This is a genomic window from Peribacillus sp. GL_122, assembly GCF_057835005.1.
On record NZ_CM174415.1, the window covers coordinates 4708159 to 4731372 of the forward strand.

The following is a 23214-nucleotide window of genomic DNA, read 5'->3' on the forward strand; positions in this document are numbered from 1 at the left end:
AATCAAGTAATTCCATATTATCAGGGGCCATTTCCATTTACCTTAGGAACCTATTGGAAGAGCTCCAAGATGAATGACCCCTTCAATATATCCGTTCAATCAGCAAACCGCCTTTGCAATTGAGCATGCGCAATCAGTTGCTTAAGAAAATCTTCCCTCCATTGCTCGGGACAATAATGGCTTCTTGCACATCTTGAAGGCTGTAGTAGGAAGCCGGCATCATGAACTTCAATCTTTTATCATTAATGAAACCCATCAAAAGGTTAAACGTTTCATGCCAAGTTTGAATGGAAGCCTGCTGATTCCAATGCCGAAGATGAAACATTTGAACATTCACTTTTGTCCTTTGTGAAATTTTTGCCCAATTTACAGACTGTCCTGATAAAAGGCCAATCGTTAATAAGATGCCATTAGGCCGAACACAAAAAGCTAGCTCTGAACCATCGATGCCCCCCACTGAATCTATGGCCGCTTTCGCTCCGCGCCCATTCGTCCATTCCATCACGGTATCATGCAATGATGATCGGGACGTATCGATCACATATGAAGCACCAAGCTTAAGCAGTTCTTCCGTATACTTACTGTTTCTCGTTACAGCAATCAGCTTAAATCCAAGTATCTTGGATAACTGGGCAAAGATACGGCCGATGGAAGATCCGCAAGCATTTACAAGTAATACATCACCCGGTTTCAATGCCAATACTTCTGTACAGATTAGCCATGCGGTTATCGGATTTATATATAATTGCGCTGCAATATAATCCTCGATCGAATCGGGAATGACGATGGCCAAATCCGCAGATGTTTTAACATATTCCTGCCAGGTCCCTTCACCGCGCAAAGGCAGAACACGCTTGCCTATCAGCTCTTTCGAAACCGATGGCCCCACCTCTTCTACATTGCCGACCCCTTCATAACCAGGTATGGAAGGCAAGGGAATTCGGTGGGAATATGCACCGCGAATGGGCAGCAAGTCAGACGGGTTAATGGGACGTGTAGTCATCCGAACGAGGACCTCCCCTTCGGAAGGACTTTGAATAAATTTATTTTCAACTTTTAAAACCTTTTGCGGATTCCCGAACTCATAGAATTTAACACATTTGGCTTCCAAGATAATAAGCCTCCTTTAATCATTTAAACTGATCCCACCTGGCACTTTAAGAGCTTTTAACTCTGGATTTATGTTGATGCATTGTGGTTTTCCACGTTTTAATCCTCTTTCCATAAATTTGTCGTTATGAATCCTCTTAATTTTCCAAGCATATGGTTTATAAAACGTTTGTTTATACAAGGGGTGAAGAGATTGAATAAAGTAGGAAAAGATGATTTTGTATCTGGGTTCGTACCACATCATAATCATGGATCTGTTGATTATACTTCCCTAGCGGACGGCCATGTCCATCAATGTTTAGATGTAACTTCCCCGCCAATTCCATCACAAGAGGGAGAACATATTCATTATACTGAAGGATATGTGTTATTTGAGGATGGACATACCCATTATTATAAGGCTTATTCGGGACCACCCATTCCGGTTGGAAATGGAATGCACGTTCACTATTACGATTTTTACACAACAGAAGAAGATGGGCATAGACATAGAATTAAAGGGGTCGACCAACCTGCTCCAGGGAATAAATAAGATACATGATAAATAAAAAAACATCAGGGTGATTTGAAATCCCCCTGATGTTTTTTTGCCTCGATAGTCTGACTCTAAATGCATCTCACTGATCTTGAGATAAACCAATTGGAATGCATAGGGGCGTTTGATCAACAGGATTTTCAATAATGCAGCATTCCAGTCCGAAGACGTCCTTGATCATCTCTTTTGTAAAGACCGTTTCAGGCGGTCCTTCTTTATAGATTTTCCCCTTCTTGATGCTGATCAGATGATCGGCATACTGTGCCGCTTGATTCAAATCATGCAGTACCATGACGATCGTGCGCCCATGAGTGAGGTTTAAATCGCGCAGTAATTCCAATATTTCAATTTGGTGCGCTAAATCCAGATAGGTTGTCGGTTCATCCAACAGTAATAGGTCGGTTTCTTGTACCAAAGCCATCGAAATCCATGCCCTTTGCCTTTGTCCTCCAGATAATGCATCCAATGTCCGATCAGCGAATTCCGTCATTTTTGTTGCGGATAATGCACGGTCGACAATGGCATGATCTTCCGAGGTTTGTCTGGAAAATAAGCCTTTGTGCGGATGCCTGCCATAATAGCATAGTTCTTTAACGGTTATATCTTCAGGAGCTTCCGGAGCTTGGGGTAAGATAGCCAATTTCTTTGCCACATCCTTGGAAGATTGAAGATGAATGGCTTTTCCATCTAAATAGATCGTGCCTTGCTGAGGTGTTAATAATCTGGCTAGAGACCGTAGAATGGTAGATTTGCCACAACCATTGGAACCTATGATTATACTGATCTTACCTTCAGGAATTTCCAAATCGATATTATCGATGATTTGAGTTGATCCATAAGAGAGGGAAAGATGCTCTGCTGATAATGTTGTCATGATATTCAGCCTTCCTTATGTTATTTTTCGTTCTCGGCGTAATAGATATAAAAAATATGGCACTCCAATCACCGCAGTGATGATTCCCGCGGGTATTTCTATTGGAGGGAATAATCCTCTTCCCAGGCTATCGGCAACGAGTAGAAGGATGGAACCGAAAAGAGCTGAAGCAGGAAGCAAAAGCTTGAATTTTGATCCTACCACCCTCCGTGCGATATGGGGGGCAATTAAACCTATGAACCCGATGGAACCAACCGCAGCTACACAGACTCCGATTAATATGACAGAAACACTTAACAACATATAACGCAGTAATTTTGATCTTTCACCGAGACCAGTAGCTATATCGTCGCCAAGGCTAAGTACATCCATTTTAGAAGTTAACGCAATCAATACCGGGACAAGGACAAGAAATGGAAGCAAAATGAATACTTGATCCCATCCTCTTCCCCATAGACTGCCAGTCAACCACAGCAGTGTCGTGTTTACATCATCCGGGAACTTGACCATGAAATACTCTATCCCCGCTTGACATATGGCCCCTAAAGCAATTCCTACCAAAGCTATTGTATTTGGCTGAGCTCCTTTTTTATAAACAAATATCATCAAAATTGCCGCCATGACCGCCGCTCCGATAAAAGCTGAAAGAGGCAGAATGATAATGGGCGATTGCGGAAATAAAACGATGACTATAACAGCTGCCAAACCGGCCCCTTTTGTTACCCCAATCACATCTGGAGAAGCCAACGGATTTCGAAGGACCCCTTGCAGAATGGCTCCAGCCGTTGCCAATCCGGCCCCCACTATCACGGCAATTAAAATACGTGGTATGCGATAGTTGTGCAGAATGAACGCCTGGCTCTGCATGCCATTTCCAAGGAAATTTTGGAGAATTTCTAAAGGTGAGATATAAATGGCCCCTAAGCCCAGGCTCACCAATGCTAAAATCAGCATGGTAACCGTCAGCATCAGGAGAATTGAATAAGGGTGCAAAGTTGATTTCAACCCAAATGTCCGTTTTAGTTTCATTGCTTAATATTCCTCCCTCTCTTCGCTAAATAAAGGAAGAATGGCGCACCGATTATAGCTGTTACGATGCCAACCGGCGACTCAAAAGGATAAGCGATAAACCGGGCGAGAATATCTGCGTAAACCAAGAGTAAAGCGCCGAATAATGCAGAAAAAGGAATGATTCTCCGATAATCCCCGCCCACCAGTCTCCTGACGATATGAGGAATGATCAATCCTACAAAGCCCACCGGTCCTGCGACGGCAACCGAAGATCCTGCCAAAATGATCACCAATATTCCTGCCAAAATACGGATTCGGTACACCCGCTGCCCAAGTCCCTGCGCCATATTTTCTCCTAAAACAAGGATAGAAACAGATCGAGAGAACAAGGCAGCGACAAGTAGCCCGAAGAAAGACCAAGGAAGAATCATGTTAACGTGTGTCCATGTTTTCCCATTAATAGACCCGACTAACCAATAGAGCACATCTTTCGCTTGTTCATTAAAGATGATCATGCCTTGCGTTAAAGAAGATAAAAAAAAGTGAACAGCCATTCCGGCCAATGCCAGCTTTACTTGGGTCATACCTCCTCCCGAAGCAAAAGAATAGACTGCCATCCCTCCCACTGCTGCACCAATGAATGCAACGCAAACTAGAGATACGGAAGAAAGGTTAGGAAAGAAAACGAACGCGGACACAATAAAAAATGAGGCACCGGCATTAACACCAAACACTTGTGGAGAAGCTAATGAATTTCGGGTAATAGCCTGCATGAGAGCGCCCGCCACCGCTAAATTGGCACCGACCAATGCTCCAACTAAAGCCCGGGGCAATCGAAGGGTCCTTATAATAGTTTGTTCCTTGGACGAGTCGGCATCAAAAAAGGACTTCAAAACCATTGATGCATCTATATCGGCCGCTCCCACAGAAATACTCGTCAGGACTCCTAAAATCAGCAAAACGATTCCAGCGATAGCGGTACAATACACTTTCAGTTTACTTCTAGCTACAGTTTCCATCGCTATACAACACACTTCCTAACTAAATTTAAACCTAATGGAAAGCGAAGTAAGAATGGGATCTCTTACTTCGCTTTTGTTCCTTTATTCTTCACCAAGCATGTTTAAAGTGTCTTTAGCAATGGCCTCCGCTGATACAACACCACGGTATCTCGTCCATAAATCTCGATCAACACTATACACTTGTCCGCTTTTTACAGCCTTCAGGTCTTTCCAAAGAGGATTGTCTTTCCACTCATCAGTAAGTAACTTACCCTCATTATTCGCTAGAAGCAACACATCCGGATCAATCTCGACAAGCTGCTCCAAGTTCATCTCGGCATGTGGCTGTTCCTGCTGAATGGCATTTTTCAATCCCATGCGTTCAAGCAATTCTCCATCATAAGAAGAAGAAGTATGAGCTTGGAATGAAGTATCTCGTACAACTGCAGGTAAAACCGTCATATTTGAATCAACAGTAAGTTTCGATTTAAGTTCCTTAATCGTTTTTTCATGCTCGCTCAATCTTTTTTCTGCGGCATCTTCCTTATTCACTGCCTTTGCAATCATTTTAAAAGAATCCAAGTTTTCTTGATATGTAGATTCCCGGCTTTTTAAGACAATGGTAGGAGCAATCTGCTGTAAATCTTTATAAATCCCTTTATGCCGCTCAGCATCTGCAATGATTAAATCCGGCTGTAAAGAACTGATCACCTCTAAATTAGGCTGCTCACGTGTTCCTACAGACGTATAATCCATTTCTTGACCTACAAGTTTTGTAATCATATCTTTTTTGTTGTCATCTGAAATCCCGATAGGTTTTATCCCTAGGGCATTTAAAGAATCAACGAAAGATAACTCAAGCGTAACGATTTTTTTAGGAGTATTTTTAATTTCCGTTTCTCCCATTTCATGCTTAATCGTCCTTGTTTCTTGATTACTTGTTTCGGCAGATGTCTTCTCTGCTTCTGTTGTTTTTTGAGAATTATTACATCCTGATAACATCATCATAATCGTGAATAACAGGATCAATCCTCCTCCCCCAAACGTTCTTACTTTTCTAGATTCTCTCATTTTCCGCACCCTTTCCGTCATCTATACCTATTTAACTTCTTACCCAACGAATACTTCATAATTGAAAATGATTATCATTATCCTGCTGTTATGATAAAGTCATAGATTGATACCGTCAATATTAATAAAATTTTGTGAATAAAAATCATTTTGGCCATTAAGGCAACCTGCATGAATTTTATTGTTTACGTGAAGTTGAACTTTAAAAAAAGTAAAAAAAGAGCAAACCCGTTAAGGTCTGCTCTCCTTGCCTTGCCTTTTCAAAGAATCTATTTTCTTTCAATCAGCATCTCTTCAAGAGGATATTCTTCATTTGTAGCTTCTTTTTTTGGGCGTTTTATGGAGGTTTTAATAAGAATGGTAGAAACAATTGATAATGCACCCATGATCAGGTAGCCTGTCGATCTTGAAAACACTTCAATCAAGATGCCAATTATGACGGGTCCTAAAAACATTCCAGCAGAATATAAACTTTGGAACAAGCCCATTCTCGTGGATTGTTTAATCTCCGGGATATTTTCAACAGCCCAGGAAGTGACGACCGTAAAGATTAATCCGTAACCGAAGCCTTGAAATGCCTGTAATAGAAAAAGCATCGTTAAATTTTCAGCATAAGGAATCAATATGATGATGACCCCTTGTAAAACCGCTCCCAAAATCGCTGTATTCATTAAACCGATTTTTTTATAAAAAAGGGCTCCACATAATCCGGCGGCTAAACCATATATAATCAGGTGAGTGTTTGCCAGCATGCCAATCAATAGTGGATTTGCTCCAAGGTCGGTTGCGACTAAAGGTGTGAACGTATCCCTTGTTCCAATGGTGACCATCAAAGCAATCGTTGCCAAAACAGAAATGACCCAGATTTTTTTATCGGTGATTTGCTCGACAAGTATTTTCTTATCGTATTTAACTTTTACCCCTTTAATACTTAGGTCTTTTGTGAAAAAGGTTAAAACAAGCGCAAGTATGGCGGCGGCCACCGCAACTAAAAAACTATACCGATACCCATAACTATTGGCCACCACTGCACCGATGGTTGTCCCAAGTATGGAACCAACCGGCGATGCAACACCCAATATCGCCACTGCTTTTGCAGCTTCCTTCACACCAAAATATGAGGCGAACATAACATTGTAAATAACCCAGGTGGAACCAGTTAAACCGTCCGAAATTTTCCCAAGGTACAATGTTGTTGAACTTGGTATGAAAAAGGCCAGCGTCCACATTACGATGGTTATCAGCAACCCCATTTGGATAAACAATCTTCGTTTATGCAGCATATCCGAAAATACACCTACCGGAAGTCGTGTCAATAAAGCAACAATCCCTGAAATTCCAATAATACTGCCTATCACAACTGAATCGAACCCAAGATCTTTAGCATAAGAGGAGATAAATGGATCAAATGCCGTAATGGTGACAAAGAACAACAAGCTAATGATAAAGAATAAGATGGTTTCTTTCCGATTATTAATTTTATTAGTTTTGTTCATATATTCCATCCTTTCAATCCCCCTCCCTTTCGTCCCACCAGACAGAAAGGCGATGCTATTAATGTTTACACATATTCTCATATACTTTCCAGGGTTGATACAGCCCATCCACCCGACATTTCAGGCAGAATGGGAGTATCTATTTCTTCCAAGCGGCTGCACCAGAAGCATGCCCTTAATTGAATGCGTTTTCAGCAATCCCTATCATTTAGAAGCACATTTATGTCAACCTGACAGTGGCCGATAATTTATGGCCTTCCAAGCCTTCAATTTCAGATTGATCTTCCGCATGGGATGCCAGGAATCGAATGCCTTGGCCTGTGATTTCTTGATGTGTCATGACTTTCACATAACTTCCTGCCCAAAGTCCCCCCGTATATCTTGCTGCCTTTTGAGTCGGCAATGTATGGTTGGTTCCAGAGACTTTGTCAGAGAAGACGACGGAACTGCCTTCATCAAGGAACAATGATCCATAGTTATTTAGTTTATCCATCAATTCGCGGCTATTTTTGATATGCAAATGTAAATGTTCAATGGCATATTCATTGCAAATATCCAGTCCTTCTTGTAATGAATCAGCATGGATGATTTCCCCTCTTTTTTCCCATGATTCGTGTGCAGGGGAAGATGGTGAGAAGGTTTTCAAAAAGCCTTCGATTTCTTTTTCAGTTTCTTCGGCAACTGTTCGGGACGTTGAGACAAGAATGGCCCGTGCGTACGGATCGTGTTCAGCCTGTGCTAGTAAATCGGCTGCTATTTTCGTAGGTGACGCTGAATCATCAGCAAAGACCATCACTTCACTCGGTCCAGCAATAAGGTCTATGCCCACTTTACCGAAAACTTGTCGTTTTGCTTCTGCTACAAACCGGTTTCCTGGTCCAGCGATGATATCCACTTCCGGGATGGATTCGGTTCCATATGCCATGGCGGCAATGGCCTGCGCCCCGCCAATTGCAAAAATGTCTGTAGCACCGGAGCGGAGCAAGCCGTATAAAACTGCCGGATGGATGCCGCCTTCATAATTGGCCGGGCTGCAGGCAACGATCCTTTTTGCTCCTGCTACCTTTGCTGGGGCAACGACCATTGGTCCTGATGATAATAACGGGAATCTTCCTCCTGGAACATAAGCCCCCACCTTTTCGATCGGTACGATTCTATGCCCCATCCTGATCCCATCGCCAAAATCCTTTTCGAATGGAGTTAGGCAGCTCAACTGTGCTTTAGCAAAATCGGATACTCTTTCCACGACCCGGTCAATCAGCACTTTTACCTCTTCAGGAAGAGTCCTGATACAACGCTCGATCTCCTCTTCACTAACCCGGACCGGACGATCGGAATCACCGAATTTTTTTTCATATTCCCGGACGGCATCATCCCCGCCTGCTTTTACATTTTCAATAATGGACTTCACCGTTTGTTCTACTTCATGTGAAGAGGTCTGTTCAAATACGTCCGCTTTCTTTATATATTCCATCCTATTTTCCCCCTAATCGTTGTTTAGTGAAGAGACGGCTGCAGCACAGCCGTCAACTGGTCTATCAAGATACGCCGGTAAAATTCCCATCATCGATTGTGGATTCACCATCTTGTTGTGATTCATTTTCATCAGGCAAATAGATCTGACGCAACACTTCCATTCCATCAAACAATAGCCATTCTTCCGAAATTTTTTCATTACGGATTTTATAGTGGCTGATGCCCGCAATATCAATGGCTTTTCCGCTAGGGGCTCCGAAGTATCCTGTTCCTTCGTGCACTCCTTGTATTCTCCAGCGAACCGCTACATCCCAATCACTATCAGATCCGCGCCTATTACAAGTTACCCTTTCAAGAATCACTTTCCCATTCGGAATGGAGGCAAAGAGGCTCATGAACATTCCTTGAATTTCACTTACTCCGATTACATCCTTGTTGCAGACATAATGAACGACTGCATTTTCTTCATAAAATTCCCGAACAAAATTAAATGAGCGCCGAGCCCAAATTCGATTGAATACAAGCTGCATGAACTCCCCTATTTCGAACTCATCAGAAGATGGAGTGAATAGTTTTGGAGGAAGTCCCGTTTCTGCTGTCTCTTTAAATCCAAACTGTATAGCCGGAGCAAGCTTCTGCGTACTTTTAGCCATTTTTTTAGCAAACTCGACCGGATCCAATCCGAGTTGCAGGACAAGATGATATGTATCCATCACAAGCCATTCTTCGTAAATCTTATTATTTAAAATCATACAATCGGCGCTTGTTCTGAACATCACTTTCTTTCCGGTGGCAGGACCGTATAAACTATCTCCAAGGTTCGTTGCAACAGAACGTCCTCGATGTGAAGTGAAAAACCCTGCTTCATCATCCCCTGACCAGATTACACTCCATCCCAGCCCTTTCCGATCCGGAAAAGCGTGCAATGTTTGCAGCGTACCTGAAATGACTTCGTTAACCCCATGGCTATTAATCAACCCTTTATGAACAGATATGCTTGTGCTATACGTATCATAAATAAGCCCGATGTCTTTCTCTTTCCAGATTTGACGTGTGATTTTCACAATATAATCAACGATGTTATTGTATTCTGGGTTAAAACCGTTCATCCTCTGTTTCTTTTGATTCGTTTCTTCTATATTAATGTAATCATAATCATCTTTCGTATCGAGCATATTAACGTCTTCAGCATCAGCATAGAAGATGAAGTTTGCTGAATTCTTGACCGGTTGGATTGTATTCTTTGCTGTTTTTTCTTCTTTTGGAGCTACTTCAATTGAACCTGTCTTCTTTTCTGCCATAATACCCATCCTTTTCGTATAAAGTAAATTCGTCAAAATGCAGGACTTCTTGTAAAGTCATTTAACAGATTGAGTGGCCTTGCTTGCTGAGATAACATCTGATAACGCAGTAGTAATCACATTATTTAACACGATGCAAACAAATTTTGCGCCTTTGTCAAAAGCCCCATTAGCAGCATCGCTGTTACTGGCTACGGTACCAATTGGCACATCGAGTTCTTTACCTTTTATGAACAGTTCATTGATGACCTTTTGCACTTCAGGATGACTTGCACCTTCCAGTTGATAACCCATGTTCACCGAGAGGTCTGTGGAACCGACAAATGCCAAATCAATTCCAGGGACTGTTGCAATATCTTCAAAATTGCTGGCTGCATCAAGCGTTTCAATATGCACAATTATCATAACATTTTCATTACTCTCATCTAAATAGGGTTTTCCACTATCTTTTCCGTAACGCGCTGGCCTGGTTGAATACGATACCCCTCTATTTCCATATGGAGGGAATTTAGCTCGCTTAACTACATCAAGAGCCTCTTCCTTTGTATTGACCATTGGTACTTGTACACCTTTTGCCCCGCGATCCAAAGCCTTTTGAATACTGGAAGGGTCATATGAAACCCGGACGATCGGGACAAGCCCAACAGAATCTGCCGTACGGATAATGTTTTCAAGCTCGGATGGACTGAATGCACCATGCTCGTCATCTATTACGACGAAATCAAAGCCGGCATAACCGAGCATTTCGACTAATGGCGGGGAATTTATCCCTAAAAAGGCACCAAGAACTTGTTCCCCACGTTTGATTTTTTCCTTTATGGCATTATTCTTCATCGTCTTCCCTCTCTTTCCACTGACTCGTTCAATGCTGTAAAGATCACATTCAGTTCCCGGCATTTCAATCACCTGACAACCATTTCCTCAATGCAGCGCTTACTTTTTCAGGCTGTTCCAAAGGACTCAAATGTCCTGAATGACTTACGATTTCAAGATTCGCCGTCGGGATGTTTTCCGTTAAATACTCGGACATATGCAGGGGACATACCCTGTCTTCCCTTCCTGCCAAAATCATGGTCGTACATTCAATGGCAGGAAGGATGGGACGTTGATCCGAACGCGTCATCACTGCTTTTAACTGATTGATATACCCTTCAATACCGATTTTTTCAGCCATATCGATAATCTTGGAAACTAATGCTTCATCATTTCTACGGTCTGGATGGATTAACACCGGCAGAAGGTGATTGATTGTAATATCCAGAAATTGACCGTTATTTGCCATATTGATGAACCTTTCCCAACCTTCGATTTGTTCCAGGGTTGGAGGATTTGGGTTTGTATCAAGCAATGCCAATTTCATGACCCGTTCCGGTGCAAGGCGCATGATTTCCAGAGAAATGATGCCACCAAGTGATAAGCCTGCAAGTGCAAACTTATCAGGGGCCTCTTCCAATACCGACTTTGCGATTCCTTCTATAGTATCAGCCTTCGACACATCACAGACTTTCACATCGGCAAGATCTGCTAGATTCACAGTTTCCCATAGACGTTCATCACAAAGTGTACCCGGAAGCAAAATGAGCGGTACTTTATCCATCCTTATTTTTCACCCATTTTCAATTTATCGGCAATTTCCTTTTCAAGTTCTTCAAAGTTATCCGGTTTAATCATTTTGCCTAAATCATTGGCAAAAAATCCATATTCAGCTGCATCCTTGATCACTTTTGGCGACCAATAAGGGTCTTTTCCATCAAATACTTTATGTTGTTCAAGAACGGCGAAGATCCAAGCATCTTCTTCACTGATGTTTTCGAAACCTCTCCATAAGCCTGGCGGTAATGAAATTAAGTCCCATTGACCGATGATCGTTTCGCCATCAATTTCATCTGGACCCTTGCCCCAGTAGAAACGCCATTTTCCTGAAAGAGGTAGGAAGGATTCAATGTAATCATGCGTATGGTAAGCAGGCCCGTTTCCTTTTTGGGCTTTCACCATTCCAATTTGAAAACCATGCGGCTCGGTAATTTCAGGTGTGAAATTATCATTTTCACTTGCTGTATCGCCTATTAATGTATAGTTGATGCGTTGGTGACCCGGAATGATACTATCAATGAACATTAACGGTATTCCCTTTGATTTCATTTGATCAAAACGAACAATCCAATTATTTTCCATTTCCTCATTCGTTACTGCTTTTTTTACTTTAGGCTCTTGTACTGACATTTTAGTTTCCCCTTCCGTGTTCGTTAATTTTTTCATTTCTCAATTTGCATGACATATCTATTTAGAGGGTGAAGACGGCTAGTTTTAATTCTGTCATTTCCTCGACTGAATACTTAACACCTTCCCTGCCAGTCCCGCTGTTTTTCACACCGCCATATGGCATTTGGTCAACCCTGAAGGATGGTATGTCATTTACGATGACACCTCCGACTTCAAGCCTTTCAACAGCATCAAATGCTTTTAGCATCGAAGTCGTATATACACCTGCTTGAAGACCGTATAAAGAATCATTCACACGGTCGATGGCTTCATCCCATGTTTTATAGGAATTCACTGAAACGATTGGGGCAAATGCTTCTTGACAGCTTATTTCATGTGTGGGCCCTGCATTTTTGATAATGGTTGGCTGAAGGATTGCACCTGTTCTTTGACCGCCATATGCGATTTCCTTTCCAGCCTTCCTAGCCGATTCGATCCACCCTTCCACTCGTTTTGCTTCATTAATCGTGATCATCGAGGAAAGGTCTGTATCTTCGGACTCCGGATCCCCCAATTTAAGTTGCTTCGTCTTTTCTGTAAACTTTTGCAAAAATGCCTCATATAAATCTTCCTGTACATAAATGCGTTGGACAGAGATGCAAACCTGGCCTGAATAGGCAAAGGAACCTTCTGCACAGCGCAGTGCAACCGCATCTAAGTCATCAGCACTGTCAATAATGACAGCTGAATTTGAACCAAGCTCCAATGTCACCTTTTTCAAGCCCGCTTTTTCTTTGATTCCCAAACCGACTTCGACACTTCCTGTAAATGTAACCATTTTAATTCTCGGGTCAGTGACCAATACATCGCCGACGACGCTTCCTTTACCTGTGACAACATTCAGGGCGCCTTTAGGTAAACCTGCTGCTTCAAAAATTTCAGCTGCGGCTAACGAACTAAGCGGTGTCTGTGAAGCTGGTTTTAAAATGACTGAGTTGCCTGCAGCAAAGGCAGGACCAAGTTTATGTGCCGCTAAATTAAATGGAAAGTTAAATGGTGTGATGGCCGCAATAACTCCAAGCGGTTCACGCTTTGTATAAGCAAAACGGCCTTTGCCATTTTTAGCGGCATCCATCGGAATCGTTTCACCATGGATCCGTTTTGCCTCTTCTGCTGCGAACTTGTATGTTTCAATCGTGCGTAAAATTTCTCCTCTTGCAGCTTTCAAGGGCTTAGCATTTTCTTTGGCGAGTATTAGTGCACATTCCTCAAGTCTTTCCTTAAAAATTCCTGCTGCACGTTCTAATATATTTGAGCGCTCAAGGGCAGTTAACTTTTTCATTTCTTTTGCACCTTGTTCAGCACATTCTATCGCTTTTAGAACGGTTTCCTTTTCTGCCAAAGGCACTTGCGCAATCATTTTTCCGGAATAAGGTGATAGAAGATCGTAATGATTCTTTCCTACCAGCCACTCCCCGCCAATGTATAATCTCTTTTTATCGGAATTGGTCGTGATCAATTAGTTTCCCACCCTTCCTTTAAAGGCGCTTTGGTAGATTCCGAGAATCTTTTGTTCATTTAGCTTATAAGGAGTATTCGATAGCAAGCGATCAATTTTTGCAGCCTGTTCCGCCAGCATCGGTAATGAGTCCTCTTCAATCCCAAGTTCTAATAACGATGTAGGTAAATCAAGATCTTCCAGAAGCTGATACATATAATCAACAACTGCCTTTAACGCTTCGCTTGGTTGTGTCTTGAAATCACCCAGCTGTAAAAAGGACGCTACATCCATCATTTCTTCCGTACATGTTTTCCCAATCACTTCGAAAACAAATGGCATTAAAAGGGCATTTGCGACTCCATGCTCAATATGATATTTACCGCCTAGTGGGTATGCCAGTGCATGAACCGCTCCAACCCCTGCATTTGCTAGAGCCACACCCGCTAACGAGCTTACCCAGCTCATCCCGGTTCGAGATTCCAAATCATTTCCGTTATGGACAGCTCTCGTAATGTTCGCAGGAAATAGTTTCATCGCTTTCTCTGAATAAACTTTCGTGAGCGGTGTAGCCTTGATGGCAATATAAGATTCAATAGCATGTGTAAAGGCGTCCACCCCTGATGCTGCGGTAACTCGTGCCGGGCAGGAAATGGTCAATTCCGGATCGATGATCGCTACATCCGGAAGGAATACCGGGCTTACGATCCCTCTTTTTACTTGCTGCTCTTCATCACCGAAAATGGCATTCATCGTCACTTCCGAACCTGTTCCTGAAGTCGTCGGCAAAAGAATGCATTTGACCGTTCTTGATTCAACCACTTTTTCGCCGTTTATATAAGTTGTTATATCGCCTTTCCCGCATAAAGCTGCTGTTGCTTTCGCTACATCCAGTGCACTTCCCCCGCCGATTCCGATGATTAAATCACATTTTTCTGCATCTAGCGTTTGTACGGCATCCTTCAATAGCTGAAACGTCGGCTCTCCCGAAATCTCCGTATATGTGATGGTTGGTATGGAAAGAGGCATAATGTGATCCAAAACTTTTTGAACAACGCCCACTTTTTCAAGACCTATATCACTTACAATCGCAACCTTCTTTGCTCCCAGCTCTTCTATTTCCTTTACTAACGTCGTAAATGCACCAACACCAACCCGGAAAACTGTCGGCATTCGAAAATCATGGATTACATTTTGAGCAGCAGACATTTTTCACCCTCCTTTGAATACGTATTCAAAAAAACTCACCAGACAGTCCAACCGCCATCAACCACCAATGTTTGACCTGTCATCATATCTGAACAATCTGATGCCAGATATACCACCCCGCCAAATAAATCCTCCGTTTTAGCAAGTCTGCCAAGCGGAATCCTGCTCAAAACTTCCTCTTTGAACGTTTCATCTTCAAACATCGGCTTGGTCATCGGTGTTTCAATAAAAGTGGGAGCAATGGCATTGACATTGACTTGATGCGGAGCCCACTCTATCGCAAGCGCTTTCGTTAGCTGTGTTATTCCTCCTTTGCTGGAGGAGTATGCAGCCCGTTTATAATAACCGACGAATGCCATTTGTGAAGACATATTTATGATCTTGCCTTTTTTTTGGTCGATCATATACTTCCCTGCAGCTTGGCTCGTAAAAAATACACTTTTTAAATTAATGTCCATTACTGTATCCCAATCTTGCGATGTCAACACTTCAGCTGGCTTTGCTACGTTTATTCCTGCATTATTTATTAAAATATCAATCTTCCCGAAGTGTTTGTATATGCCTTCCATTACTTCCGCCGTTTCATCAACCTTTGTTAAGTCAAATGAAACGGGTAAAACATTTGCACCGGTTTGCCCAATTTCATGTGCCGCTTCTTCGAGTTGCTCTTTATTGCGGGCAACTATCGCTATATCGGCCCCAGCCTGCGCAAGCAAATGGGCTAAGTCTTTACCGATTCCTTTACTTGCTCCTGTAATGATGGCCACTTTACCGTTTAAATTAAATAAATGATTTATATCCAATCTATCACCTATCTTTACCTCATCGAGGCGATTTTTTTACATTCAGGCATTTTGCATTTTTATTTTGAATACGTATTCAAAATGGAACAAAATGCTTGTTGGCGTTTACAAATTAAAATATAAACAACTTTCTGACTTTTGTAAATAGTAAAAATAATAATAAGCCTAAAAATTTTAAAAATGACCGATTTTTTTAAAGGAGTGTTAAAACACTTAAGGTCCAATCCAAAACCGGCCTTTACCCTTATTCTTCTATGGGAGCTGGCCCTGTTGTTTTACGGACCATCAGTTCAGGCTTAAGGAAAATTTGTATCGATGAAGATGTTGTTTCTTTATTTTCTATGAGAGAGATTAATTTTTCCAATGCTGTTAAAGACATTTGATCCATTTGTTGAGATATTGTGGTCAGTCCTATAAATTCATTAGCGGACAATCTTATATTATCAAACCCAACAACGGATAAATCAGCAGGGATTTTCAAATTCAGGCTTGAAGCTGCATCTAGGACTGCGAGAGCCATCTGATCGGATGCGGCTATGATTGCAGTGGGCCTGTCCTTCTTCTTCAGCAGTTTTTTTGTAAATGAATAAATCTTGTCATAGGAAAATTCGCTATTGAAAATCAAACCTTCATCAATTTCATATCCGTTCTCCATCAGCTCTTCTTTATAACCAACCGTTCGCTCATAAGTCGCCAAGTATTTGGATGGTCCGGATATTTTCGCTATTTTTTTATGTCCTAATTTTATTAAGTGCTGAACAGCGAGCCTGGCACCTTTATTATTGTCCATTACGATAAAGTTAACGTCCTTGATATCGAGGAAACTATTATATAATAATACGGGAAATCCATTATCATGTAGCCTTTTGATTTTATCAGTATAATTTTTACTAACGCTTGTAAGGATGATTCCCTCTACCCTTTTGCCAATCAGCAAATTAATGGCTTGTTCCAAGTTTTCATCTTTATGCCCAGTGTTGTAAACGATGACATCATATTTTAATTCTTGTGCCCTTTCTATGATGACTTCCGCCGTTTCCGCAAAGAATGGATTTGAAATGCTTCCTAATATTAAACCTATTGATTTGGTTCTTTTTTCTACGAGGCTTCTGGCAATTTCATCCCTTGTAAATCCCAGCTCATTAATTACAGCAAGAACCTTGTCACGCGTATTTTTCTTAATATAGGGGTAATCATTTAAAACCCTGGAAACTGTTGATTGCGAAACACCCGCTATTTTTGCCACATCTTCTGTCGTCACTCTCTTCATGCTTCATTAATCCTTTCTACGTCTAGAAATTGTTATCCTAAGAAACTAAAATAACGTATTTATATCAATATAAACATTATGATTTCCCTTTAATATATCATAATATTTAAAATTTTACTTCCAGTTATGGAACTGTTTTGGGTTTTGAGTTGCGTCAGCATGCTCTTTTCCCAAAATGGGAGGATTTAAATTGAATGAAACAGCGTTTGTTGCCTATCTTAGCTTCCTATAGAAAGAAGAGCCCATCTCTAAAGTGGGCTCCAGACTGTATACATGCATACAATTTTAAAAAAGTTCGTTGTTGATTTCGAAATCCGCTCCCTTTCCGCCGACTGTCTGCCAAGCCTCCTCGAAGCAAGCGTCTGTGGGGTCTCGGCTAGCCAGTTATTCGGCAGGAGTGTCGCAAATTTCTTCCATTCAACGTTCAAATTTCACAAACAAGATTGGATCTTCTTTTGACTTCCAGGCTATTTTAGTGAAACATTCCCTTTAAAAAGCGATACAGTCCATCTTCTCGATATGAATGCTCCGTCACTTCATCGGCTTGTTCTTTGACCAGGTCCGTGGCGTTTTTCATGGCAACGCAATGCCCGGCGAGTTTAAATAGCGGGAGGTCATTTTCGCCATCGCCTACTGCCAGGATATTTTCCGGTGCTAGCTGGAAATGCTTCAGCAGCAGTTGAACGCCTGTTGCTTTTGTGATGCCTTCCACGGTCACTTCTACATTATGATGGGTGGAGGAAGCTGTGGTAAAGGCATTGTAATGCTTGATTTTCTCCAATTCCGCTTTCCATTTTCGAATCGTATTCATTTCATTGCTGAAGAAGTAAATTTTGGCTACGCTGCTTATATCCAGTTGTTCTGACCATCTTATTTTGTCTTCCACTGCATCCTGTCTTGATAGCCATTCATTTTCATCGACTGTCTCAGGCTTTGGAATCAAACCTTGTTTAACCATATAGTCTTTATCTTTTAGTAATGCCATCCGTGTTCCATCGTTCGGATGAACTTCGTAAAAAATCTCTTCCGCTCCTGCTTTGGCGACCAATTCCTCCACAAGTTCCGTCGACAGGGCGTGTTCGACAATCTGTTTCTTTCCGATAAATACTGACATTCCATTGGCGGTCACCATTCCATCGGCTTCCATGCCGGACGGTAAAACGTCCCTCACTTCTTCCAGTGTTCTTCCTGTCGCAATGAAAATCAGCTTACCACTTTTCCTAAGTTCGCCTATGTATTGTTCCAGCGTTTCATTCACAGTATTTCTTTCGTTCAATGTCGTGCCATCCAAATCGAGCACAATTGCTTTGTTGTTCATGCAAATCACCTCAAAAATCCAAATGATGATGAAAATGCCAACAGCCCATTATCTATAAAGATCTTAGGCTGTTGGTTTCATTCATTTATTTTTGTTTCTTTACCTTATCAGTATAACAGTTTAGGATAATCCTAAAAGTTTCATGACGCTTAGGATCAAGAGACCGACCACACCGAAATCCGAATCACCAAATGTGGTACCTTCAAACCCTACATCCCCCAAGAAGACCAGGAGTATTGCCGGCAGGAAACTAATGATGAGCCCGTTGGCAAAGGATCCAAGCATCGCTCCGCGTCTGCCTCCTGTGGCATTTCCGAATACACCTGCTGCAGCTCCGGTGAAGAAATGCGGTACGAGCCCCGGAACGATTACTTTCAATCCAAGTACCGGAAGGAGGAACATGGATAATAGTCCAGCTAAGAAACTGAATAGGAACCCGATGATCACTGCATTTGGAGCGAATGGAAAGATAGTCGGACAGTCCAATGCAGGTTTTGTATTCGGCGCCACTTTATCGGCAATCCCTTTGAATGCAGGGACGATTTCAGCAATTAACATCCGTACCCCTGCAAGAATGATGTAGACTCCTGCAGCAAATGTTATCGCCTGGATGAAAGAGAATACGATAAAGTTCGAACCACCGGATAATTCCGTTTCAATATAGTTCTGTCCGGCAAACAATGCGACGATCACAAAGAACATCGTCATCGTAAGCGATACAGCAACTGATGTGTCCCTCAGGAATCCTAAAGATTTAGGAACCTTGATTTGCTCCGTCGTTTTTTCCTTATTTCCAAACCATTTTCCAACTGTCGCGGATACAAAATATCCGATTGTCCCGAAATGGCCGATGGCAAAATCATCGCTTCCGGTAATCTTCCGTACGTATGGCTGAAGGAGGGCTGGGAACATCACCATGCATACTCCCAATAGAATGGAACCGACCAAGATAAGCGGAAATCCGTTGAGCCCGCCGACCGATAGCGTGACTGCAAGTAAACAAGCCATGAATAAGGTATGGTGTCCCGTTAAGAATATATATTTAAATGGCGTGAAACGAGCCAGCAAAACATTGACAACCATACCAAAAACCATGATTAGTGCAGTCGAAGTCCCAAAATCACTTTGGGCGGCTGCGACAATGGCTTCGTTATTCGGTATGACGCCTTGTACATTGAATGCATGATCGAACATTTTACTGAATATATCAAGGGCGCCAATGAGCACTGCCGCTCCCGCTCCAATGATAATGAAGCCCATGACGGTTTTTAGCGTTCCAGATACAACATCCGCACTGGATTTCCGCTGTAACAGCAGTCCAATGAGGGCAAACAGCCCCACAAGTATGGAAGGTGTACCCAAGATGTCATTCATGATAAGTTCCAGCATTGCCTCTCCCCCTCTTCTTTATGTTTCCTTCTTATAGATGTGAAGCCAATTTCGATGTGATTTCAGGAATGCTCATCATGTTTTCCAGTGTGACGATCGTCCGGGTTCCATCATCCAGCTGACCGACAATATCAGCCGCTCCCAGGTAAATATCTGCCTGAACCGTTTTTGCGGATGCCAGATCCGTATGATCCACCTCGGCTGTCTTACCCATTTCCGTCAACGCTTTCTTCACATTCATCTCCATGATGAAGCTGCTTCCCAATCCGTTTCCGCATACTACCATGATTTTCTTCATATCAATCTCTCCTTTTTTTATCCTACATGCATTTCCAATTTAGATTTGATTTCAGGGATGCTCATCATGTTCTCCAATGTGACGATCGTCCGGCTTCCATCATCCAGCTGACCGACAATATCCGCCGCTCCCAGGAAAATATCCGCCTGAACCGTTTTTGCGGATGCCAGATCCGTATGATCCACCTCGGCCGTCTTACCCATTTCCGTCAATGCTTTCTTCACATTCATCTCCATGATGAAGCTGCTTCCCAATCCGTTCCCGCATACTACCATGATTTTCATTCCGCTTCCTCCTTTGAATATTTATGAACGTACTCCATAAGGACCGATTTATCTGAAGTGCTTAAAATTTCTTCTATATTGGCTGGTTCATTCAATAATTGAGTGAGCTGGATCAATGCCCGCAGATGCGAATCGTTATCCACTGCCGCCAAAATGATAATCAGCCGTACCGGTTTATCCGGCGCAAAGTCCACGGCTTCATCCAATTTCAGCAAACTCATGGATAAAGACCTGACCCCCTGCTCCGGACGTGCATGGGGAATCGCCACTCCAGGCGTAATCACTACATATGGTCCATTCGTTTCTATCGCCTCGATCATGGCATCCACATATCGTTCCTCTACGGTTCCTAAGTCCACGAGAGGCTTGGCCGCGACTTGAATGCCTTCTTTCCAATCGGAAACATGCGGCTGTAATTGAATCGTTTGCATATTGAGGAGTTCTTCTAACACAGGCTTCTCTGCCTCCTTTAAAGAAAATTGGGTTATTTTTGGTGTATGGGTATACACATTCGACTTCAAAGCCTTTTCAAGCTGATCCTGTTCATGGATGGTTGCATACTTGGAAATGATCTTTAATAAAGCAGCAACATCCACACTTTCCGTCGTATATCCATACAATTCCTGCATGACCTGCTGGCGCAATGTATGTTTGTCCTGCATTTCCAAAATGGGCGGTACAACGAATAATGCCGCTTTTGTTCTCATATGCACCGTTGAAAAAACAAGATCGTACGACAGTGGGTATTCAGCCGCATTTCTTACGGACAGAACGTCCAGGAACAATATATCCGGAAATAATTCCCTCAATGTATAAATGAGGATATTGCTGATGCCAATGCCATTCGGGCATACGACAATTGCCCGTTTTCGATCATCCAATGTCGTCCCTTGCCTGCGCAGCCATCCGCCAAAATAGACCGTGAAGTATGCGACTTCCTCTTCTGATACCGGACAGCCAATTTCTTTCTCCAACACCCACAGGGATTTTTTTGTCAAATGATGCAATTCAGGATAGACCTTCTGCACCCGTCCCGTCATCGGGTTCATTTGCGGGAGACCATACCGCAGGCGATGATATGCCGGTTTAAAATGAACGTATAATTGTTGGCATAGCTGTTCTTTGTCTTTCAGGTGAACAAATGCCAGCCTCTCGAACTCTGCCACGATTTCCTGCAAAAGGTGTTGAATGGCTTCATCATCCTTAAGAGGCGAAATATCCTTCGTTCGATTCATGCTCAGTAAATGTAAGGTGGCGTATAAGTTTTCCGTTTCGCTCCATACTGATTGAAAGGCATTCGTTCTGGTCATTTCCTCAACCATTTTGTATTCTTCCGTCGCAACAAACGGCGCCCAGCTCTGGTCTGCCTGTAACTCTTCCCCTTTTCCTATGAGCTGATCAGTACATAGAAATAAATAACTCAGTTCATGAAGCCGTTCATCCGTAAAGGTGATGCCTAATTTACGTTCGATCCTTTCAAGCTGTAACCGGATCGAGCTGATTTGCTTTTCATGATTTCCCCATATGCACTCCATGATCAATTCACTATTGGGACTGTTCAGTACATCATGCACGAGACGTTCAATGATATATCTCTTTACTCGGGTTTCCCCAATCACCACATAGCCATCTTGTTTGGAATACTGGATCTTGAGCGATATGTCCCTGTTTTTCTCTTTAAGTCTTTTTAAATCCTTCAACACCGTATTACGTGAAAGCCCGGTGATCGTCTGGAAATGATAGACGGACAATTCTTCTGGGCTTAACAAGATCATGAGGTAAAAAACTTTTTCCCTATCTGTCTCTGAAAATATATAATTGCGTTTTGTCAGTTTTACATTCAATTCTTCATCCCTGATCGTTTCAGAAAAGGAATAGCCCATTTCACGATTATATTGAATCGGTTGATATCCATGAAATTGGAGCCAGTCATTCGCTTTGCTCAGACCATATTGGATTTGCCTTCTCGTCAGACCTGTTTGGGCTTCAAGTTCTTTCATTTTTGTAATGGGCGAATGCTGTAATAGTTTTAGTAAATTGGCGCTTCTTTCATCTAAAAACATTCTCAATCCCTCTCCCTGCTTCTACGATATCTCACTTCTTATTAAAAATGTAGCGTTTCTAAGTCCGAATGTTGTCATAGGTACTGCACAATAATATACTCTTTAAACATTTGTGCACAGTACCGCATCCTTGCTAGGTCAATTACCATTCTGCCTTGTAGAAAAGCGGGTGAATTAAAAGTGCATTATGCAGTATTAAAATGAAATTGCACACACTCTTTAAAACAAACAAAAAAAGTGGTGAAAGTTTTGAGATTAAACGTCCACCACTTTTTTATAACTATTAAGAAATATGCCAACAGGACCTGTTTATAAATCACAAGTAATGTTCCAGATTACTATTTTACTTAGCTCTTTTTTGATAACTCACACTTGTTTTTCCTACTTGTATTTTACGTGCCTTGTCTTTAAAGAATTTCACAGTTCTTTTGTTGTATAAGTACTTACCAGATGTGCATTGAGCACCATTCAAAGAGTAATATATATTTGGAACAGCGCCAACAACAACACTTGCAGCTGCTAAAGCTGAACTGTAAGGAGCTTTCGTAATAGTAGATAGATATGCTGCAAATGCTGAAACACCTATTTTAGGTACAGCTGAACTTCCATAATACGTCCCCAGACTTTTATACTTGCACGCATTAGCTGAGGCCATTTCTATAACTGGAACCTCATTTTCTGCTGAAACGAAGTATTCACTATCGGAAATATATTCATTATTAACATATTCAACATAATTATTAAGTTCTATCTGTTCTTCTTTAGACAAATTCACACCATCAATTTCCAACTGATTTGTTAATTTATTAATCTTTACTTCAGTAATCTGATTCCCTTCTGCATCTGTAACTGTTGAAATGATGAAGTTATCGTTTTCAACACTATTAAAGTGAGTCTCCTCGCTAGTTCCTTCAAACAATACTTCTTGCTTTTCATGTTCTTGAGAAGCAAATACTATAGTACTACTTGAAAATAATGAAAAAGGCAACCAATAGACTAAAAATC

The 23214-nt window shown here is 41.9% G+C and carries 22 protein-coding genes; 1 reads left to right on the forward strand and 21 read right to left on the reverse strand.

Annotation, left to right across the window (positions count from 1 at the left end; all coding sequences use genetic code 11):
* Nucleotides 1-133: 133 nt before the first annotated feature.
* Complete coding sequence (locus AC3ISB_RS22810) at nucleotides 134-1111, reverse strand: zinc-dependent alcohol dehydrogenase family protein (RefSeq protein WP_489274465.1); 978 nt, start codon at nucleotides 1109-1111, stop codon at nucleotides 134-136.
* Nucleotides 1112-1303: 192 nt separating this feature from the next.
* Here AC3ISB_RS22810 and AC3ISB_RS22815 point away from each other — a divergent pair, with 192 nt between their 5' ends.
* A complete protein-coding gene (locus AC3ISB_RS22815; RefSeq protein ID WP_141992255.1) occupies nucleotides 1304-1642 on the forward strand; it encodes a YmaF family protein in 339 nt (112 codons plus the stop codon).
* A gap of 85 nt (nucleotides 1643-1727) precedes the next feature.
* On the opposite strand, the gene AC3ISB_RS22820 is transcribed toward AC3ISB_RS22815, so the two are convergent.
* From AC3ISB_RS22820 to AC3ISB_RS22915, 20 genes are all read right to left on the reverse strand, one after another.
* A complete protein-coding gene (locus AC3ISB_RS22820) occupies nucleotides 1728-2519 on the reverse strand; it encodes an ABC transporter ATP-binding protein (RefSeq protein ID WP_489274467.1) in 792 nt (263 codons plus the stop codon).
* Nucleotides 2520-2534: 15 nt separating this feature from the next.
* On the reverse strand, nucleotides 2535-3548 hold the full coding sequence (locus tag AC3ISB_RS22825; protein ID WP_489274469.1) for a FecCD family ABC transporter permease: 1014 nt from the start codon (nucleotides 3546-3548) through the stop codon (nucleotides 2535-2537).
* Nucleotides 3545-4549, reverse strand: coding sequence for a FecCD family ABC transporter permease (locus AC3ISB_RS22830; protein WP_098372055.1), 1005 nt, complete (start codon nucleotides 4547-4549; stop codon nucleotides 3545-3547). Before AC3ISB_RS22830 ends, AC3ISB_RS22825 begins: the two co-directional genes overlap by 4 nt.
* 84 nt (nucleotides 4550-4633) lie before the next feature.
* On the reverse strand, nucleotides 4634-5602 hold the full coding sequence (locus AC3ISB_RS22835) for an ABC transporter substrate-binding protein (protein WP_489274470.1): 969 nt from the start codon (nucleotides 5600-5602) through the stop codon (nucleotides 4634-4636).
* A gap of 269 nt (nucleotides 5603-5871) precedes the next feature.
* Nucleotides 5872-7107 carry an MFS transporter gene (locus tag AC3ISB_RS22840; protein WP_489274471.1) on the reverse strand — a complete coding sequence of 412 codons (1236 nt, stop codon included), beginning with the start codon at nucleotides 7105-7107 and terminating at the stop codon, nucleotides 5872-5874.
* Between the two features lie 211 nt (nucleotides 7108-7318).
* Nucleotides 7319-8572, reverse strand: coding sequence for a histidinol dehydrogenase (gene hisD / locus AC3ISB_RS22845; protein ID WP_489274473.1), 1254 nt, complete (start codon nucleotides 8570-8572; stop codon nucleotides 7319-7321).
* 64 nt (nucleotides 8573-8636) lie between these two features.
* Nucleotides 8637-9875, reverse strand: a complete 1239-nt coding sequence (locus AC3ISB_RS22850; protein ID WP_489274475.1) for an ester cyclase — start codon at nucleotides 9873-9875, stop codon at nucleotides 8637-8639.
* 57 nt (nucleotides 9876-9932) lie between these two features.
* Entirely contained in the window at nucleotides 9933-10772 is an 840-nt protein-coding gene (locus AC3ISB_RS22855; protein ID WP_489274477.1) for an HpcH/HpaI aldolase family protein, read from the reverse strand.
* A gap of 1 nt (nucleotide 10773) precedes the next feature.
* Nucleotides 10774-11472 (reverse strand): alpha/beta fold hydrolase, encoded by a 699-nt coding sequence (locus AC3ISB_RS22860; RefSeq protein ID WP_489274479.1) that lies wholly within the window; start codon nucleotides 11470-11472, stop codon nucleotides 10774-10776.
* A gap of 2 nt (nucleotides 11473-11474) precedes the next feature.
* Nucleotides 11475-12098, reverse strand: coding sequence for a cupin domain-containing protein (locus AC3ISB_RS22865; RefSeq protein WP_489274481.1), 624 nt, complete (start codon nucleotides 12096-12098; stop codon nucleotides 11475-11477).
* A 61-nt stretch (nucleotides 12099-12159) separates the two neighbouring features.
* Entirely contained in the window at nucleotides 12160-13593 is a 1434-nt protein-coding gene (locus tag AC3ISB_RS22870) for an aldehyde dehydrogenase family protein (protein ID WP_489277012.1), read from the reverse strand.
* Nucleotides 13594-13596: 3 nt separating this feature from the next.
* Nucleotides 13597-14784: an iron-containing alcohol dehydrogenase gene (locus AC3ISB_RS22875; RefSeq protein ID WP_141992247.1), complete on the reverse strand. Its 1188-nt coding sequence runs from the start codon at nucleotides 14782-14784 to the stop codon at nucleotides 13597-13599.
* 35 nt (nucleotides 14785-14819) lie between these two features.
* On the reverse strand, nucleotides 14820-15587 hold the full coding sequence (locus AC3ISB_RS22880; RefSeq protein WP_489274482.1) for an SDR family NAD(P)-dependent oxidoreductase: 768 nt from the start codon (nucleotides 15585-15587) through the stop codon (nucleotides 14820-14822).
* Between the two features lie 244 nt (nucleotides 15588-15831).
* Complete coding sequence (locus tag AC3ISB_RS22885) at nucleotides 15832-16857, reverse strand: LacI family DNA-binding transcriptional regulator (protein ID WP_489274484.1); 1026 nt, start codon at nucleotides 16855-16857, stop codon at nucleotides 15832-15834.
* Between the two features lie 472 nt (nucleotides 16858-17329).
* The gene (locus tag AC3ISB_RS22890; RefSeq protein ID WP_489274486.1) at nucleotides 17330-18175 is read right to left on the reverse strand and encodes an HAD family hydrolase; all 846 of its coding nucleotides are present in this window, start codon (nucleotides 18173-18175) and stop codon (nucleotides 17330-17332) included.
* A 120-nt stretch (nucleotides 18176-18295) separates the two neighbouring features.
* On the reverse strand, nucleotides 18296-19564 hold the full coding sequence (gene ulaA, locus AC3ISB_RS22895) for a PTS ascorbate transporter subunit IIC (protein ID WP_141992243.1): 1269 nt from the start codon (nucleotides 19562-19564) through the stop codon (nucleotides 18296-18298).
* Nucleotides 19565-19595: 31 nt separating this feature from the next.
* Nucleotides 19596-19862 carry a PTS sugar transporter subunit IIB gene (locus AC3ISB_RS22900; protein WP_076372257.1) on the reverse strand — a complete coding sequence of 89 codons (267 nt, stop codon included), beginning with the start codon at nucleotides 19860-19862 and terminating at the stop codon, nucleotides 19596-19598.
* 17 nt (nucleotides 19863-19879) lie between these two features.
* Nucleotides 19880-20146: a PTS sugar transporter subunit IIB gene (locus AC3ISB_RS22905; protein WP_480339601.1), complete on the reverse strand. Its 267-nt coding sequence runs from the start codon at nucleotides 20144-20146 to the stop codon at nucleotides 19880-19882.
* Nucleotides 20143-22209 carry a BglG family transcription antiterminator gene (locus tag AC3ISB_RS22910; RefSeq protein WP_489274489.1) on the reverse strand — a complete coding sequence of 689 codons (2067 nt, stop codon included), beginning with the start codon at nucleotides 22207-22209 and terminating at the stop codon, nucleotides 20143-20145. Before AC3ISB_RS22910 ends, AC3ISB_RS22905 begins: the two co-directional genes overlap by 4 nt.
* Nucleotides 22210-22552: 343 nt before the next feature.
* Nucleotides 22553-23197, reverse strand: a complete 645-nt coding sequence (locus AC3ISB_RS22915) for a hypothetical protein (RefSeq protein ID WP_489274491.1) — start codon at nucleotides 23195-23197, stop codon at nucleotides 22553-22555.
* Nucleotides 23198-23214: the final 17 nt, after the last annotated feature.